This is a genomic window from Variovorax atrisoli 110B (assembly GCF_000382045.1).
Lineage (GTDB): Bacteria > Pseudomonadota > Gammaproteobacteria > Burkholderiales > Burkholderiaceae_C > Variovorax > Variovorax atrisoli.
In genome coordinates, this window is the sequence record NZ_KB907450.1 from 67462 (window position 1) to 83013 (window position 15552).

Consider the following 15552-nt stretch of genomic DNA (forward strand, 5'->3'; position numbering starts at 1 on the left):
CTTGAGCAGAAGGAAGCGAAAAGAAGCGGAGGAAGAGAAGAGGGCCGAGGGCCTTACATCCCCACGTAGTTCGGCCCACCGCCCCCTTCGGGCGTGACCCACACGATGTTCTGCGTCGGGTCCTTGATGTCGCAGGTCTTGCAGTGCACGCAGTTCTGCGCGTTGATCTGCAGGCGCTGCTTGCCGTCCTCGGTGCCGACGAACTCGTAGACGCCGGCGGGGCAGTAGCGGCTCTCGGGGCCCGCGAACTTGGCGAGGTTGACGTTCACCGGCACCGTCGGGTCCTTGAGCGTCAGGTGGGCCGGCTGCTGCTCTTCATGGTTGGTGTTGCTGATGAACACGCTGGAGAGGCGGTCGAAGGTGAGCTTGCCGTCGGGCTTGGGGTAGACGATGGGCTTGCACTCGGACGCCGGCTTCAGGTACAGGTGGTCGGGCTTGTCGCGGCGCAGGGTCCATGGGATGTGGCCCTTGAGCAGCCATTGCTCCACGCCGTTCATGATGGTCGCGATGCCCAGGCCCTTCTTGAACCAGGCCTTGAAGTTGCGGGCCTTGTTCAGCTCGGTGTGGAGCCAGCTCTTCTCGAATGCGGCCGGGTAGGCCGTGAGTTCGTCGTGCTGGCGGCCGGCCATGACCGCGTCGAAGGCGGCCTCGGCGCACAGCATGCCGGTCTTGATGGCGGCGTGGCTGCCCTTGATGCGGCTCACATTGAGGTAGCCGGCCTCGCAGCCGACCAGCGCGCCGCCCGGGAACACCGTCTTGGGCAGCGACATCAGGCCGCCGGCCGTGATGGCGCGCGCGCCGTAGCCGATGCGCTTTGCAGGCTTGATGCCCTTGGACTCGTCGCCCTCCAGGTACCAGCGGATGTTGGGGTGCAGCTTCCAGCGCTGCATTTCCTCGAAGGGGCTCAGGTAGGGGTTGCTGTAGTCCAGGCCCGTGATGAAGCCCATGGTGACCTTGTTGTCCTCCATGTGATAGAGGAAGGCGCCGCCGTAGGTGTCGCTCTTCATCGGCCAGCCGGCGGTGTGCAGCACGAAGCCGGGCTGGTGGCGCTTGGGGTCGATCTCCCAGACTTCCTTCACGCCAATGCCGTAGGTCTGCGGGTCCTTGCCGGCGTCGAGCTTGTACTTCGCGATGAGCTGGCGGCCCAGGTGGCCGCGCGCGCCTTCGGCGAACACGGTGTACTTGCCCAGCAGCTCCATGCCGAGCTGGAAGTTCTCGGTGGGCTCGCCGTCCTTGCCGACGCCCATGTTGCCGGTGGCCACGCCGCGCACCGAGCCATCGTCGTTGTAGAGCACCTCGGCAGCGGGGAAGCCCGGGAAGATCTCCACGCCCAGGTTCTCGGCCTGCTGCGCGAGCCACTTGGTGAAGGCGCCCAGGCTGATGATGTAGTTGCCGTGGTTCTGGAAGCATTCCGGCAGCAGGAAGCCGGGCGTGCGCAGGCCCGACTTCTCGCCCAGGAACACCATCGCGTCGTCGGTGACCGGCTGGTTCAGCGGCGCGCCGAGTTCCTTCCAGTCGGGCAGCAGTTCGTTGAGTGCGCGCGGGTCCATGATGGCGCCCGAGAGGATGTGCGCGCCGGGCTCCGAGCCCTTCTCGAGCACCACGACCGAAATCTCCTTTTCCTGCTGCGCGGCCAGCTGCTTGAGCCGGATCGCGGTCGACAGGCCGGCGGGGCCGCCTCCGACCACGACCACGTCGTATTCCATGGCTTCGCGAGGGCCGAACTGGGCGAGGATTTCGTCGTGCGTCATGTGGGTTGGATCGATAATGATTTTTCGGGGCGCGGTGGCAGCCCGGGACTGCGGGGCATTTTATGCGGCGTCCAGGCATGCTCCCTGTCGCCCGCGGGCGGGGCTTCCCCGCGTCACCTGCGCGACTCCACAGGATCCAGTCCATGGCTTACAGCATCGATCTCTCCGGCCGCGTGGCCTTCGTCACCGGCGCCTCCAGCGGGCTCGGCGCCCAGTTCGCGAAAACGCTGGCGCGTGCCGGCGCCGCGGTGGTGCTCGCGAGCCGCCGCATCGAGAAGCTCAAGGAGCTGCGCGCGCGCATCGAAGGCGAGGGCCACGACGCCCACGTGGTCGAGCTCGACGTGACCGACATCGCGAGCATCAAGGCCGCCGTGGCGCGCGCCGAGACCGAGGTCGGCCCGATCGACATCCTGGTGAACAACTCGGGCGTGAGCACCACGCAGCGCCTGCAGGACGTGACCCCCGACGACTACGACTACATCTTCGACACCAACGTGAAGGGCTCCTTCTTCGTGGCGCAGGAGGTCGGCAAGCGCATGCTGGCGCGTGCACGGGGCACCGCGCCGGGCACCTACATCGGCGGGCGCATCATCAACATCGCGTCGGCCGCGGCGCTGAAGGTCATGCCGCAGATCGGCACCTACTGCATGAGCAAGGCGGCAGTGGTGCAGATGACCAAGGCCATGGCGCTCGAATGGGGCCGCTTCGGCATCAACGTCAACGCGCTGTGCCCGGGCTACATCACCACCGAGCTCAACGAGGAGCACTGGAGCACCGAAGGCGGCGCCAAGCTGGTCAACATGCTGCCGCGAAAGCGCGTGGGCAAGCCCGAAGACCTGGACGGCCTGATCGTGCTGCTGGCCAGCGGCCAGAGCCACTTCGTGAACGGCGCCGTCATCGCGGCCGACGACGGGTTCGCGCTCTGAGCCCGCGGGCCTGGATCGGCATTGCCGCCGGCCTGGGCGCGGGCGCGCTGTGGGGCCTGGTGTTCGTCGCGCCGCGCATGGTGGGCCACTTCGGCATGGTCGACATCACCGCCGCGCGCTTCCTGGTGTTCGGCGCCATCTCGGGGCTCGCGGTGTTCGCGCGGCCGGCCGCATCGCGCTGGCCGAATGCGCAGCAGGCGCTCGCGGCGCTGGGCCTCAGCGTGCTGGGGTTCAGCGGCTACTACCTGCTGCTGGCCTTCGGGATCCAGGCGGCGGGCACGGAGGTGCCCAGCCTCATCATCGGCACGATCCCTGTCTGGATGATGCTGCTGGGCCGTCCCGCGGGCCTGCGCATGAGTGCGCTGCTGCCCGGGCTGCTGCTCACGGGCGCGGGCATCGCATTGATGATCTATGGGGCATGGTCGGCGCAGCACGGCGCGGGCTCGGAGACCGGCGCCCGCTTCGGCTGGGGCATCGCGCTGGCGGTGGCCTCGATGGCGAGCTGGACGGTGTACGGCCTGCTCAACGCCGCCTGGCTGCAGCGCCACACCGAACTCAATGCGACCGACTGGGCCAACTGGCTCGGCGTGTCCACGGGCCTTGGCGCCTTGCTGCTGTGGCTCGTCGCAGGCAGCGACGCGGCCACGCTCAAGGATCGGCCCGACGGCATGCTCTTCGCATGGATCGCGCTGGCCAGCGGCTTCGGCTCCTCCTGGCTCGCGACCATCCTCTGGAACGTGGCGAGCCAGCGGCTGTCGGCCAGCCTCTGCGGGCAGCTGATCGTGAGCGAGACGCTGTTCGCGCTGCTCTATTCCTTCGTCTGGGACGGCCGCTGGCCGCAGGCCACCGAGTGGGCCGCGGCGGCGCTGTTCGTGCTGGGCATCCTCGCATCCATCAAGGCGCACCGATGAGAATCGAAATCCCCGAAAAGAAGAAGCTGGTGTATGAGACGTCCATTCCCATCCGCTGGGGCGACATGGACGCCATGGGCCACCTCAACAACGGCACCTACTTCCGCTACCTCGAGACGGCGCGCATCGACTGGATGCACTCCATCGGCTTCGAGCCGCAGCCCGACGGTGAGGGCATGGTGATCGTCAACGCCTTCTGCAACTTCTACCGCCAGATCGAGTACCCCGGCAACGTGCTGCTCAAGATGTACGTGAGCGACCCCGGCCGCACCACCTTCGAGAGCTGGGGCACCATGGCCCGCGAGGAAGAGCCCGACGTCATCTGCGCCGCCGGCGGTGCCACCACGATCTGGGTCGACTTTCCGAAGCAGAAGGCGATGACCTTGCCCGACTGGCTGCGCGCGCTGGTGAGTGCCGACTGAGAGGAGCGCTGTCGCTCCGACGCCGGCAGCTTCTTCTTGCCGAAGCCCGCGCTGCAGCGCCTCGTGAAGGAGGTGGCGGCGATGTATGGCGCCCATCCGTTCGGCTTCGACGATTCCCGTGACGTCGTGCCGAGGAAGGAAGCCCCTCGGCGCCGAGGTCGCGCCGGCCGGCCGATCAGGCCTGCTGCAGCACGATGCGGGCCTCGAAGCCCTGCGTCGCGCCCGGCGGGGGGGAAGAGAGCTCCAGCCGGCCGCCGTGCTTCTCGACGATCGTGCCGACGATCGAGATGCCCAGCCCGTAGCCTGCCCGGTCGGAGCTGTGGCGCACATGGCGCTCGCGCAGCGTGGCGAGCTGTTCGGGGGTGACGCCTGTGCCCGAATCGCGAACGGCCAGCGTGCACGGCGCCATCACCTCGATGACGACGCGGCCGCCGCCGTAGCGCAGCGCGTTCTCCACCAGGTTGCGCAGCGCGATGGCCAGCGCGTCCACGTCGCCCAGGACCTCCGGCGACGCGGTGTCGGGCACCTTGAGCATCAGGCGCTCGGTGTTCTGCGGGTCTTGCCAGAAGTCCTGCGCCACGGCGCCTGCGAGCTGCACAAGGTCGACCTGGTTGCGCGTGAACGAGGCGCCAGACTCCGCGCGCGAGAGCTGCAGCAGCTTCTCGGTGCGGTGGCTCAGGGTGCGCAGCGCGTCGAGCGCGGCCTGCACGTCATTGCGCCTCAGGTCGTGGTCGAGTGCGGTCTGCAGCCGAAGGCGGGCCGCGGCCAGCGGGGTGCGCAGCTCGTGCGCGGCGTTGGCCGCCAGGGCGCGCTCCACGTCCAGGGAATGCGACAGCCGCTCCAGCAGCCGGTTGAGGTGGTCGCCCACGGTGCGCAGCTCCCTCGGCAGCTCGCCGGGCAGCGCGATCGGCCTCAGGTCGGCGCCGCTGCGCTTCTCGATCTCGGCGGCCAGTTCCTGCAGGACCCGGAGCTCGGTGCGCGCCACGTTGCGCAGCACCAGCGCCAGCAGCGGCAGCACCGCGCCGAGCGGGATGATCAGCCCGAAGAGCGTGCGGTTGAGCGCGTGGCGTCGCTCGTCGAGCGGGTCGGCCACCTGGAAGAACAGGCCCAGCGTGGGATGGCGCACGGTGTAGATGCGCCAGCTCGAGTTGTTCGCGAAGCCGGCGGCCAGCGGCACGTCGAAGGTGTCGGCGGGAGCCTCGGCGGAGCGCAGCAGCACGTGCTCGTGCGGGTCGACGATCTGGTAGATCACCGCGTCTTCCGAGAAGAGCTGCTTGGGCGCGATCAGCGGCTCGCGCGGCTGCTGGGTGCCTGAATGCTGCAACCGCTCCAGTTCCTGCACCGCCATCGCGAACATGCGGTGCGAGACCTCGATGAGCTCGTTGTCGAAGTTGTGGTTGATCTCGCGGTCCACATACCAGACCACCGCGAGCACGCACAGAAGCCACACGCCGCCGACCCACAGGATCAGCGTGCGGGTCAGCCGCCCGGCGAGCGACTGGCGGCCGGCGAGGAAGCTGCTCGTGCTCAACGGGCCGTCTCCGAGCCGCGGGAGCCTTGGGCCGTTCGCGCGGCGCTCATTCGTCCTCGTCCGAGGACGACAGCCGGTAGCCCAGGCCGCGCAGCGTCTGGATGTGGCTGCGGCCGAGCTTGCGCCGCAGCCGGCTGATGAAGACTTCGAGCGTGTTGCTGTCGGCCTCGTCGCCGAAGCCATAGAGGGCGTCGGCGAGGTTCTCGCGTGTGTGGATGCGCTCGGGTCGGGTGGCCATCACGCGCAGCAGCGCCCATTCTTTCTGGGTGAGGGTGATCGGCGAGCCGCTCTTGCGGACCATGTCGTGCGCCAGGTCGATCTCGAGGTTGCCCAGCTGCAGCACCGGCGAGCTGTTCGAGCTGCGGCGCCGCTCCACCGCGCGCAGGCGCGCCAGCAGCTCGGCCGGGTCGTAGGGCTTGATGAGGTAGTCGTCGGCGCCGGCGTCCAGCCCGCGGATGCGGTCGGTCACCTGGTCGCGCGCGGTCAGCACGATGACGATGGGGCGCTCGGGCAGGGCGCGCACCTGCGGCAGCAGCGAGAGGCCGTCGCCGTCGCCCAGGTGCAGGTCGAGCAGTACCGCCGCGTACTGCACCGAGAGCAGGGCGGCGCGGGCATCGGCCAGGCTGGGCGCCACGTCGACCACGAAAGCCTTGGCGAGCAGGTAGCTGCAGACGGCGTCTGCCAATGCGGTGTCATCTTCGACAAGCAATATGCGCACGCCATGTCCTTTCAACGAGAAAAAGAGTCTAGCGTCCCCGAAAAAGCCGCCCCGAAAGTCCGCCGCCCGCGGGCTTTCCGGTCAGATTCGGTTCAGGTTGCTTCAGGCTCGGTTCATTCCGCAAACGTAGGCTCGCGGCTGTTTGTCAGTCCCGCCTGCCTCCATGACCCGTCCCACCCTTCTCCGCCTGTGGGTTTTCACCCTTTTCGCATTCGCTGCGCTGATGGCGTGGGACGCGACCGGCGGCGATCTCTTCCTGGCGCGCTTGGCGGGCTCGCACCTCGGGTTCGCGCTGCGCGAGAACCCCTTCATGGTCCACGTCATGCATGAGGGCGCCCGCAATCTCAGCTGGGCCCTGGTGCTCCTGCTGTTCGTCGCGATCCGCTGGCCCTTCGGCGTGCTGCGGCGCCTCGATACCGCCTCCCGCGTCCAGCTGGCCCTGACGGTGCTCGGCTCGGTGATCGCGGTCAGCATGATCAAGCACGCGAGCCACACCAGCTGCCCCTGGGACCTGCAGGAATTCGGCGGTGTCGCGCGCTACGTGTCGCACTGGTCGTGGGGCGTGAGCGACGGCGGCCCCGGCGGGTGCTTCCCGGCCGGCCACGCCTCGGCGGCGTTCGCCTACCTGGGCGGGTACTTCGTGCTGCGGCGGGCATCGGCCCGCGCGGCGACGATCTGGCTGTGGACGGCCATTGCCGCGGGCCTGGTACTGGGCGTGGCCCAGCAGCTGCGCGGCGCGCACTACATGAGCCACACCCTCTGGACCGGCTGGGTCTGCTGGACGGTGGGCCTCGTCATCGACACGGCCATCGCGCGCTTCGGCTCGCGCGGCACGGCCACGGCGGTCCCGGCACATGCAGGGCCTTGATTTCGCGCTCTTCGGGCTGATCAACGCCGGCCCTTCGGTGGCGCCATGGAGCCTGGCCTTCGCCGAGTTCTGCTCCGACCTGCTGCCGGCCATGCTCACGCTGGCCATCGGCTTCAGCGCCTTGTTCAGCCGTCGCTGGCGCTATGCGCTGTTCACCGTGCTGCTGAGCGTACTGGCCGCCTGGATCGTGGTGACCGTGATCCGGTCCCTGGCGCCGATTCCCCGGCCAGCCTTCTACGGGCTGGGCATCCAGTGGGTGCCGCAGGGCGTGCGGCCGGGCTTCCCGAGCATGCATGCGGCCGGCACCTTCGCCGCGGCGTTCGCGCTGTGGTGCCTGCCGTCGCGCTTGCCCATGCTGGCGGCGCTGGTCGTGGCGGCGTTGGTGGCATGGAGCCGGGTGTACCTGGGCCTGCATTTCCCGTCCGACATCGTGGCGGCGACCATGCTCGGCGCGCTGGTGGCGATCGTGGTGGAGCGGGGCATCAGCCGGCCGCTGAGCCAGGCTGCATCGGGCGCCCTGGTGGCGCGGCGGCGCTCGGCCAGATCGAGGCTGCGCAGGGCGGCGAGTCTGAACACGGACTGAAGGGGCAATTCAGCCTCGCTTCAGCCGGGCTAGTTACATTCGCGAGATGTCTGTTTCGCGAATTTCGCCTGTTCCCGTGGAACAGGCGGGTACTCCTGAGTCCAAAACACCACAGTTGCCTCCCTCCGGCGCCCCGTGGGCACGGTTCGACCTCTGGTTGCAGCGTCCGCGCTCGGCGGCCCTGGTCGTCCTCTGGCTCAGCCTCTATCTGGTATTGACCACGAACTGGCCGCTCTGGAACGAGCTGGCCCGCATCGGCGGCGCGCCCAGCAGCTACATGTCCACGGTCGTGTCGATGAGCCTGCTCACGCTGTGCGGCTCGGCGGCCATCCTCTCGTTCACGGCCTGGTCGCGCTGGATGAAGCCGCTGTGGCTGCTGGTGGTGGTGCTGGCCGCGGTGGTGCAGCACTACATGCTCCAGTACCGCGTGGTGATGGACCCCAGCATGATCGCCAACGCGCTGCAGACCGACCCCAATGAGGCGCGCGACCTGCTGAGCTGGCGCATGGCCTTCAACGTGGCGGTGGTGGTGCTGCCGGCGGCCTGGCTGATCTGGCGGGTGCGCGTCGTGCCCATGCGCATCCTGCCCAAGCTCGCGCGCAACGTGGGTCTGCTGCTGCTGTCCGTCATCGTGGCGGTGGGCACCGCGGTGGCCATGAACCGCGAACTGGCGCCGCTGATGCGCAACAACGTTCACCTGCGCTACATGATGAACCCGATCGCGTCGATCTATTCCACCGGCTCGCTCTTCATCAAGCCTCTTTTCAAGCGCAGCGGCAAGCTGGTCTCCATCACCGCGGGAACAGCGCTGGGCGCGAGCTATGCAGCGCAGACCAAGCCGCCGCTCTTCGTGGTGGTGGTGGGCGAGACGGCGCGTGCCGACCATTTCGCCCTCAACGGCTACGCCCGCGACACCACGCCCGAGCTGGCCAGACGCGGCGTGCTGAGCTACCGCGAGGTGCGCTCCTGCGGCACCAACACCCTGGCTTCGGTGCCCTGCATGTTTTCGCCGCTGGGCAAGGAAGGCTACGAGTCGCGCAAGGACGACTACGAAACCCTGGTCGACGTGCTGCAGGCCGCCGGCCTGGCCGTGTTCTGGCTCGACAACCAGGCCGGCTGCAAGGGCGTGTGCGAGCGCATTCCCAACGCATCGGCCTTCGCCGGGCTCGACCCCGCAACCAAGAAGGCGCTGTGCGACGGCGACGAGTGCCTGGACGACGTGATGCTCAAGGGCCTGGACGAGCGCATCGCCGCGCTGCCTGCCGAGCGCCGCGCCAAGGGCGTGGTTCTGGTGATGCACCAGATGGGCAGCCACGGGCCCGCCTACTACAAGCGCTCCGCGCCCGACGTGAAGCGCTTCCTGCCCGAGTGCAAGACCAACGCCCTTGCGGACTGCGCCCACGCCGAGCTGATGAACGTGTACGACAACTCGATCGTGCAGACCGACCGCTTCCTCGGCCAGACCATCGACTGGCTCAAGGCGCAGTCGAAGCAGTACGACCCGGCGATGCTCTACATCAGCGACCACGGCGAATCGCTCGGCGAGTTCGGCCTGTTCCTGCATGGCGTGCCCTACAGCTTCGCGCCCGACGCGCAGAAGCACGTGCCCATGATCACCTGGTTCAGCGAAGGCATGAGCGAGCGGCGCAAGCTCTCGCGCTCGTGCATGGAAGCGGGGCTCGACGCGCCGCTCACGCACGACAACCTCTACCACACGGTGCTGGGCGTGATGGACGTGACCACGCCGACCTACAAGCCGGCGCTGGACGCGCTGGCCTCCTGCCGCGGCAAGGGCTGAGGGAAGCGGGATCGGGCTGCCGGCTGCAAAGGGCGCGAAGATTCCGCGAAGAGCGCGAAAGAGCCCGACAAGAATCCGGTTCTCTCTTCTGCGCCCTCAGCGAAAGCGTCGCCCGCGTCCGGCTGCTCGTTCTGGTTCTTCAGCCTATTTCTTCTCGCGCGGCACCCGCCCCATCAGGAAGAACTCGTTGTTCGGCTGCATGCCGCTGAAGCTGGCGAGCCGGTTGCTCAACCCGAAGAAGGCGGTGATGGCCGCGATGTCCCAGATGTCCTCGTCGTCGAAGCCGTGGGCGTGCAGCGGCGGGAAGTCGCTGTCGTCGATCTCGTGGGAGCGCTCGCAGACCTTCATCGCGAAGTCGAGCATCGCGCGCTGCCGCGGCGTGATGTCAGCCTTGAGGTAGTTCACCGCCACCTGGTCGGCTACCAGCGGCTTCTTCTCGTAGATGCGCAGCAGCGCGCCATGGGCCACCACGCAGTAGAGGCACTTGTTGGCCGCGCTGGTGGTGGTCACGATCATCTCGCGGTCGCCCTTGGTGAGCGAGCCTTCCTCCTTGAGCATCAGCGCGTCGTGGTACGCGAAGAAGGCGCGCCACTCCGCGGGGCGGCGCGCGAGGGCCAGGAACACGTTGGGCACGAAGCCGGCCTTTTCCTGCACCGCGAGGATCGCGGTGCGGATGTCCTCGGGCAGGTCTTTCAGTTCGGCAAGGGGGTAGCGGTCTGCGGCCATGTCTGTCTCCGTCGTGGTTTGTTTGCCTTGACGGGTCATCATAGTTCCGCAGATGCGGAGGGCCGGCCTGTGAGACGGACGCAGCCGAGGCCAGGTCCTATTTCAGCGCCTTGCCCTGCGTGGCACCCAGCGGCGTGTGCAGCTGCGAACTCACCCACGAGCCCGTGTTGTCGTCGCGTCCCTGCAGCAGGTAGCGCGTGTCGGCCTTGCCGTAGTTCTGCACCGCCATGGCGGAGAACTTGCCGATGTCGGTCTTCGGATCGCGCAGGCGGTTGACGATCAGCACCTTCTTCGTGTCGGCGAAGTCGGCCATCATGTTCTGGTCGCCTTCGCTGTCGCCGGCCACGAAGCTGGGGCCATAGCCGTACTTGCTGGCCAGGAAACGGCGGATGTTCTTGGTCTTGCCCGGACCCTGCGTCTGGTCGTAGCCGCGGCGGAACTCGGGCTGGATCACGCCGCGGGCGTCGCGCTCCAGCTCCATCGCGAGCACGCGCTCGGGCGGGTTGTTGTAGCCGAAGGCCGGGTTCGACGAGATCTCCTTGATCACGTCGACGAAGGAGGCCGAGCACACCCACACGTCGAAGCCCGCGTTGCGGAACGCGGCATACAGCTGCTGCATCTCGGGCTGCAGGCGAAGGCCGTTTTTCCAGCTCACCGAGACCACGCCGGCGCGTCCGGGCAGGGCCGCAGGCGAAGTCCACTTGACCTTGGTCACGGGCTCCTTCAGTTGCCAGGCCACGGTGTCGACCGTGAGCTTGCGCACCTGCGCCTCGGTCATGCCGGCGAAGAGGTAGGTGACCCACGGGTAGGCCGTGTCGTGGTCGAAGGTGTCGCCGATGGCTTCGTAGAGATAGCGCACCTTGGTGGTGAATGCGCCGTAGTGCGGGCTCAATGCCACCACGGCCAGCGACTGGTCGCCCTTCAGCCCCTTGTAGTTCTGGTAGAGCCATGTGTAGCTCGCGACGATGTCCGGCACCACGGTGTCGATGTTCACCGGCTGGCCGGCCGCGTTGTTGTATGCGGGCAGGAAGTCCTTCTTCGGAATGTTCTTGCGCAGCGCCACCTCGAGCTGCGCGGGCGTGGCGCCGAAGACCAGGTTCTCCAGCTGGTAGATGAGCGCGGCTTCCTCGATGTCGAGGAATACGCTGGTGTTGTCCCAGTCGAACACCACGTACGGCGGCTTCGCGGCGTCGTAGCCCGGGCTGCCCTTGCCCAGGCTGGCGATCAGGCCCTCGATCTGCGCGCGGTTGAAGGCGTCCCAGTTCGCGGGGGCGAGGCTCTTTGCAGGCGTGAGGCTGGCACATCCAGCGGCGACGAGTGCGGCGGCCATGGGGGTGAGAAGGACGAGGCGGCGTTGCATGCTTTTCCTGTTTTGAGCGTTGCAGATTGAGATGAGCCCCAACCTACGCATCAGGCGTGCCAGGCTGTGCGTGATGAGCATGCATTGCGCCGCAAGGCGCGCTAAGCCGCGATGCGTTCTGCCTGAAGTTCAACAAAGTGCGCCACCCGCCGCACCAGCGCCCCATTTCCCCCGGCAGTCGCCGCGCTTGCCGCCGCATGAACGGCAACCGTCTCGCCGATAGCCACAATGATTTCTTCCGCCGCTGCAGCCGACAGTCCGAAGTGCGGCGCCGCCTCGCGCGCCAGGGCGAGGCTCGACGCGTGCTGCCCTGGAAGAATGGCGAGCTCCTGATAGCCTGTGTGACCGCCAAGCTGCATGACGAGATCGAAAGCCGGGGCCAGACGCCACCTTCCGTCGTCGCTGCGCAGCGCGCCATGGTTCTTGACGTGATCGTCGCTGTTCCCAACTGCCAGGTTGAACACCAGCCGCCGGAACAACTCGGTCAGGTCCTCTTGTGGCTGCGCAGAGATGCGCCGCAGCAGTTGGGCCAGTTCGACATAGCTGCCCCGGCTGGATTCATAAGGCACATCGAGCAGCGCCGACGCCGAGAGGTAGTGAAAGCGTCGCTCGTCTGTCACCGGTCCTGCGCGGTCGAAGCGCTCGACCAGCAAGGCATGCCCTGACGAGAGAGGCTGCAACAGGAAAGGTGGTACCTCGATTCCGCATGCATCGGCCAGCCAGAGCGTGGCCGCCTCGATCACTTCCACGTCGTGGTCGTCACCGCGCGATGCGAACTTGGCGATCCAGCGCCGACCCTCGTGCACAAACGCTGCCTTGGGACGCGCGCCGCCCAGGCTTCCGCCGCGCAGCAACAGATGCATGTCGGGGCCGACCTCCAGGCCTTGCTCGATGCGATGCGAGGCATCGGCGAGTTCCTGTAGCGACCGGAGTGCGACCGGTGGTTCGTCGCTGCGGATGGGCAGGGTTTCGGCGAACACCATCGCACCTACGCGGTCCTCGTTGGTCAACAAAAGCGCGTCGATGTCCGAGAGTGGCCTGCCCTGGCGTATTTCGAGCACCTTGCGTCCCCAACTGTCTGGCAGTGCGTCGCGCAGCGTGAGCGGCATGGCGCCGCCATCGCGGATGCGGCCCTCGGCCAGCACGAAGGCCGCGTCGCGCAGCGGCAGGTGCTCGGGGTTGAGCGGTGCAGCTTCCGGGTCTTCGAGGTAGCGCCGGCCGTAGGCGAATTCGCCGGACTCCATGACACCACGGCGAACGAGCTTCATCAGCCCGGCCGGTTGTACCTGCGCGCCGGTTCGGTGCGCAAGCCCGACGTAGACACGCCGCTCGACTTCGCTGGTTTCAGAAGTCACGCTCGTCCTCCGCGATCACGCCCGCCGCGCCTTGCGTTGCCGACTTGCGCACCCGGCGTTTTGCCGCCAGTCCTGCAGGGGCGGGGGCGACGCTGTCCAGCGAATCGATTTCGCCCAAGAGCCACAACGCATGGGCCAGCAGACCGATGCTGGTGCCCGGCTTGCCGGATTCGAGCGCGCGCAGCGTGTTGGGGGAACACAGCAGTCGCTCGGCCATTTCGGCGACCGTCCACTCGCGATGGACCCTGTGCGCGCGAAGGCGCAAGCCCAGCTGTTCAAGGGGACGAGTTGTCTGAGAAGGCAGGGCCGAAAGGCTGTGGCTGCTTTTGGGCATCAATAAAATGACTGTTAACCGACTTAAAAGTCATTTTATTGCATATTTTCTACTTGGGGAGGCCGTCCGCCCGGCCGATCTCGGGCCCGTGGCGCTGCTCCAGCACCGCGAGGTCGCTCTCGTCCTTGAGCCCGACGCCCGTCAGCCCCCTGCGCAGGGACTCTCGCATCAGCCATGCCAGCTTGAACGCGGCCGCGCCATAGGGCAGTCCCTCGGGGCGCACGTTCGAGATGCAGTTGCGCTCGGCGTCGTGCCGGCCGCGCTTGGGCGTGTGGGTCAGGTAGATGCCGAGGCTGTCTGGCGAACTCAGGCCCGGGCGCTCGCCGATCAGCATGACCGACAGCGCCGCGCCGAAGAGTTCGCCCACCTCGTCCGCCAGCGCCACCCGCGCTTGCGTGGCGATGACCACCGGGGCGAAGCGGATGTCGGGCGGCAGGTGCGTGCGCAGCGCGGCCAGCAGGGGCACCGCGTGGCGCGCGACGGCCAGCGAGGAGAGTCCGTCGCCGATCACGACGCAGACATCGCAGCCGTAGCGCCGCTCGCCGAGGAGGCGGGTGGCGCAGTCTTCGTCGAGCTGGCGGCCGAAGTCGGGCCGGCGCAGGTATTCGGTGCGGTCCGCGGCACGGCTGCGCACGCGGGCCACTTCCCAGTGCTGCGCGGTGAGCGCCGACTCGAGTGCATCCACGTCGAGCGCGGCATGGATCGCGTCGCGCGCCATCGCATGGGCCCAGCCGAAGCGCAGCGTCTCGTCGGTCGGCATGCCCGAGCCGGCGCGCCCGAGCGCGAGCCGGGCGGGCGTGGCGGAGCGCCATTGCGCCCACGGGTTGGGGGTGACGGGCGATTCGGGGCTGCTCATGACGCCAGTGCGGAAAGCCCGCTCATGTCGGCCAGCAGCCGGTTGGAGGAAGCGGGCGAGGGCAGCGCCAGCCTGCCGGCCGTGTCGGTGATCTGCATGCGCTGCAGCCATGCCTCGAATTCGGGCGCGCGCTTCAGGCCCAGCGTGTCGCGCAGGAACAGTGCGTCGTGGAACGAAGTGCTCTGGTAGTTGAGCATCACGTCGTCCGCACCCGGGATGCCCATGATGAAGTTGATGCCCGCGGTGCCCAGCAGCACGAGCAGCGTGTCCATGTCGTCCTGGTCGGCCTCGGCATGGTTTGTGTAGCAGACGTCGCAGCCGATGGGCAGGCCCAGCAGCTTGCCGCAGAAGTGGTCTTCCAGCCCGGCGCGAATGATCTGCTTGCCGTCGTACAGGTACTCCGGGCCGATGAAGCCGACGACGGTGTTGATGAGAAAGGGCTTGTAGCGCCTCGCCAGCGCATAGGCGCGCGCCTCGCAGGTCTGCTGGTCGACGCCGAAGTTGGCGTTGGCCGACAGTGCGCTGCCCTGGCCGGTCTCGAAGTACATGACGTTGTCGCCCACGGTGCCGCGCTGGAGCGACAGCGCCGCGGCGTAGGCCTCGTCGAGCAGTTCGGGCGTCACGCCGAAGGAGAGGTTCGCCTTCTCTGTGCCTGCGATCGACTGGAACACCAGGTCGACCGGCGCGCCGGCTTCGGCGAGCTTGAGCGTGTTGGTCACGTGAGTGAGCACGCAGCTCTGCGTGGGAATCTCGAAGCGCTGGATGACCTCGTCGAGCATGTGCAGCAGGCGGCCGAGCACGGGCATGCTGTCGGAGGCCGGGTTGAGCCCGATCACCGCGTCGCCCGCCCCGTAGAGCAGGCCGTCGAGCGTGGATGCGGCCACGCCGCGCAGGTCGTCGGTCGGGTGGTTGGGCTGCAGGCGCACCGAGAGATGGCCGGGCAGGCCGATGGTGTCGCGAAAGCGCGTGACCACGCTGCATTTTTTGGCAACCGATACCAGGTCCTGGTTGCGCATGAGCTTGGAAACTGCCGCGACCATCTCCGGCGTGAGGCCCGGTGCGAGCGCGGTGAGCGTGGCGGTGGTTGCCGCATCGGACAGCAGCCAGTTGCGGAAGTCTCCCACCGTGAGGTGCGACACCTGCGCGAAGGCCTGCGCGTCGTGGCTGTCGATGATGAGGCGCGTGATGTTGTCGCTCTCGTAGGGAATCAGCGCTTCGGTGAGGAACTGCCTGAGCGGCGTTTCGGCCAGCACGTGCCGCGCGGCCATCCGCTGCTGCGCCGTGGCCGCGCCGATGCCCGCGAGGTAGTCGCCCGAGCGGGCCGGGCTTGCGAAGGCCATGACCTGGCGCAGGTCCTCGAAGGCATAGCCCTGGCCGGCGATGGTGGTGCGATACAGCATCTTTCTGGAGCTT

Annotated in this window: 15 protein-coding genes; 6 read left to right on the forward strand and 9 right to left on the reverse strand. The window is 67.8% G+C overall.

Annotated elements, in window-relative coordinates; genetic code table 11:
• Positions 1-53 precede the first annotated feature (53 nt).
• The gene (locus G369_RS0100330) at positions 54-1751 is read right to left on the reverse strand and encodes an electron transfer flavoprotein-ubiquinone oxidoreductase (protein ID WP_019651974.1); all 1698 of its coding nucleotides are present in this window, start codon (positions 1749-1751) and stop codon (positions 54-56) included.
• 143 nt (positions 1752-1894) lie between these two features.
• On the opposite strand from G369_RS0100330, the gene G369_RS0100335 reads away from it, so the two are divergent.
• From G369_RS0100335 to G369_RS0100345, 3 genes are read left to right on the forward strand one after another with little or no spacing between them, the layout of a single operon-like run.
• Positions 1895-2677, forward strand: coding sequence for an SDR family oxidoreductase (locus G369_RS0100335; RefSeq protein WP_019651975.1), 783 nt, complete (start codon positions 1895-1897; stop codon positions 2675-2677).
• Positions 2678-2697: 20 nt separating this feature from the next.
• The gene (locus G369_RS0100340; RefSeq protein WP_279615601.1) at positions 2698-3588 is read left to right on the forward strand and encodes a DMT family transporter; all 891 of its coding nucleotides are present in this window, start codon (positions 2698-2700) and stop codon (positions 3586-3588) included.
• Entirely contained in the window at positions 3585-4010 is a 426-nt protein-coding gene (locus tag G369_RS0100345; protein WP_019651977.1) for an acyl-CoA thioesterase, read from the forward strand. Before G369_RS0100340 ends, G369_RS0100345 begins: the two co-directional genes overlap by 4 nt.
• A 175-nt stretch (positions 4011-4185) precedes the next feature.
• Here the strand turns inward: G369_RS0100345 and G369_RS0100350 are convergent, their stop codons facing one another.
• Together G369_RS0100350 and G369_RS0100355 are read right to left on the reverse strand one after the other, a co-directional pair.
• Positions 4186-5541, reverse strand: coding sequence for a sensor histidine kinase (locus G369_RS0100350; RefSeq protein ID WP_019651978.1), 1356 nt, complete (start codon positions 5539-5541; stop codon positions 4186-4188).
• A gap of 46 nt (positions 5542-5587) precedes the next feature.
• Complete coding sequence (locus G369_RS0100355) at positions 5588-6259, reverse strand: response regulator (protein WP_019651979.1); 672 nt, start codon at positions 6257-6259, stop codon at positions 5588-5590.
• A 163-nt stretch (positions 6260-6422) separates the two neighbouring features.
• On the opposite strand from G369_RS0100355, the gene G369_RS0100360 reads away from it, so the two are divergent.
• Genes G369_RS0100360 through G369_RS0100370 form a run of 3 tightly spaced genes read left to right on the forward strand, consistent with a single transcriptional unit; the run spans position 6423 to position 9508 of the window.
• Positions 6423-7127, forward strand: coding sequence for a phosphatase PAP2 family protein (locus G369_RS0100360; RefSeq protein WP_019651980.1), 705 nt, complete (start codon positions 6423-6425; stop codon positions 7125-7127).
• Positions 7114-7710: a phosphatase PAP2 family protein gene (locus G369_RS0100365; RefSeq protein WP_019651981.1), complete on the forward strand. Its 597-nt coding sequence runs from the start codon at positions 7114-7116 to the stop codon at positions 7708-7710. The genes G369_RS0100360 and G369_RS0100365 overlap by 14 nt, the downstream gene beginning before the upstream one ends.
• A 46-nt stretch (positions 7711-7756) precedes the next feature.
• Entirely contained in the window at positions 7757-9508 is a 1752-nt protein-coding gene (locus G369_RS0100370; protein ID WP_026346103.1) for a phosphoethanolamine transferase, read from the forward strand.
• Between the two features lie 144 nt (positions 9509-9652).
• Here G369_RS0100370 and G369_RS0100375 read toward each other — a convergent pair whose 3' ends face one another.
• From G369_RS0100375 to G369_RS0100400, 6 genes are all read right to left on the reverse strand, one after another.
• On the reverse strand, positions 9653-10234 hold the full coding sequence (locus tag G369_RS0100375; protein WP_019651983.1) for a peroxidase-related enzyme: 582 nt from the start codon (positions 10232-10234) through the stop codon (positions 9653-9655).
• 97 nt (positions 10235-10331) lie between these two features.
• Positions 10332-11594, reverse strand: coding sequence for an HAD family hydrolase (locus G369_RS0100380; protein WP_019651984.1), 1263 nt, complete (start codon positions 11592-11594; stop codon positions 10332-10334).
• A 101-nt stretch (positions 11595-11695) separates the two neighbouring features.
• Positions 11696-12949, reverse strand: coding sequence for a type II toxin-antitoxin system HipA family toxin (locus tag G369_RS0100385; RefSeq protein ID WP_019651985.1), 1254 nt, complete (start codon positions 12947-12949; stop codon positions 11696-11698).
• On the reverse strand, positions 12939-13283 hold the full coding sequence (locus G369_RS0100390; RefSeq protein WP_019651986.1) for a helix-turn-helix domain-containing protein: 345 nt from the start codon (positions 13281-13283) through the stop codon (positions 12939-12941). Before G369_RS0100390 ends, G369_RS0100385 begins: the two co-directional genes overlap by 11 nt.
• A gap of 49 nt (positions 13284-13332) precedes the next feature.
• Entirely contained in the window at positions 13333-14139 is an 807-nt protein-coding gene (eutC, locus tag G369_RS0100395; protein ID WP_019651987.1) for an ethanolamine ammonia-lyase subunit EutC, read from the reverse strand.
• Positions 14136-15539 carry an ethanolamine ammonia-lyase subunit EutB gene (locus G369_RS0100400; protein ID WP_019651988.1) on the reverse strand — a complete coding sequence of 468 codons (1404 nt, stop codon included), beginning with the start codon at positions 15537-15539 and terminating at the stop codon, positions 14136-14138. The genes eutC and G369_RS0100400 overlap by 4 nt, the downstream gene beginning before the upstream one ends.
• Positions 15540-15552 lie beyond the last annotated feature (13 nt).

Bases quoted from the DNA above. Each gene is read 5' to 3' on its own strand.
- G369_RS0100380 (WP_019651984.1), bottom strand. From the start codon at position 11,594: ATGCAACGCCGCCTCGTCCTTCTCACCCCCATGGCCGCCGCACTCGTC.
- G369_RS0100330 (WP_019651974.1), bottom strand. From the start codon at position 1,751: ATGACGCACGACGAAATCCTCGCCCAGTTCGGCCCTCGCGAAGCCATG.
- G369_RS0100360 (WP_019651980.1), top strand. From the start codon at position 6,423: ATGACCCGTCCCACCCTTCTCCGCCTGTGGGTTTTCACCCTTTTCGCA.
- eutC (WP_019651987.1), bottom strand. From the start codon at position 14,139: ATGAGCAGCCCCGAATCGCCCGTCACCCCCAACCCGTGGGCGCAATGG.
- G369_RS0100365 (WP_019651981.1), top strand. From the start codon at position 7,114: ATGCAGGGCCTTGATTTCGCGCTCTTCGGGCTGATCAACGCCGGCCCT.
- G369_RS0100370 (WP_026346103.1), top strand. From the start codon at position 7,757: ATGTCTGTTTCGCGAATTTCGCCTGTTCCCGTGGAACAGGCGGGTACT.
- G369_RS0100335 (WP_019651975.1), top strand. From the start codon at position 1,895: ATGGCTTACAGCATCGATCTCTCCGGCCGCGTGGCCTTCGTCACCGGC.
- G369_RS0100400 (WP_019651988.1), bottom strand. From the start codon at position 15,539: ATGCTGTATCGCACCACCATCGCCGGCCAGGGCTATGCCTTCGAGGAC.
- G369_RS0100375 (WP_019651983.1), bottom strand. From the start codon at position 10,234: ATGGCCGCAGACCGCTACCCCCTTGCCGAACTGAAAGACCTGCCCGAG.
- G369_RS0100345 (WP_019651977.1), top strand. From the start codon at position 3,585: ATGAGAATCGAAATCCCCGAAAAGAAGAAGCTGGTGTATGAGACGTCC.
- G369_RS0100390 (WP_019651986.1), bottom strand. From the start codon at position 13,283: ATGCCCAAAAGCAGCCACAGCCTTTCGGCCCTGCCTTCTCAGACAACT.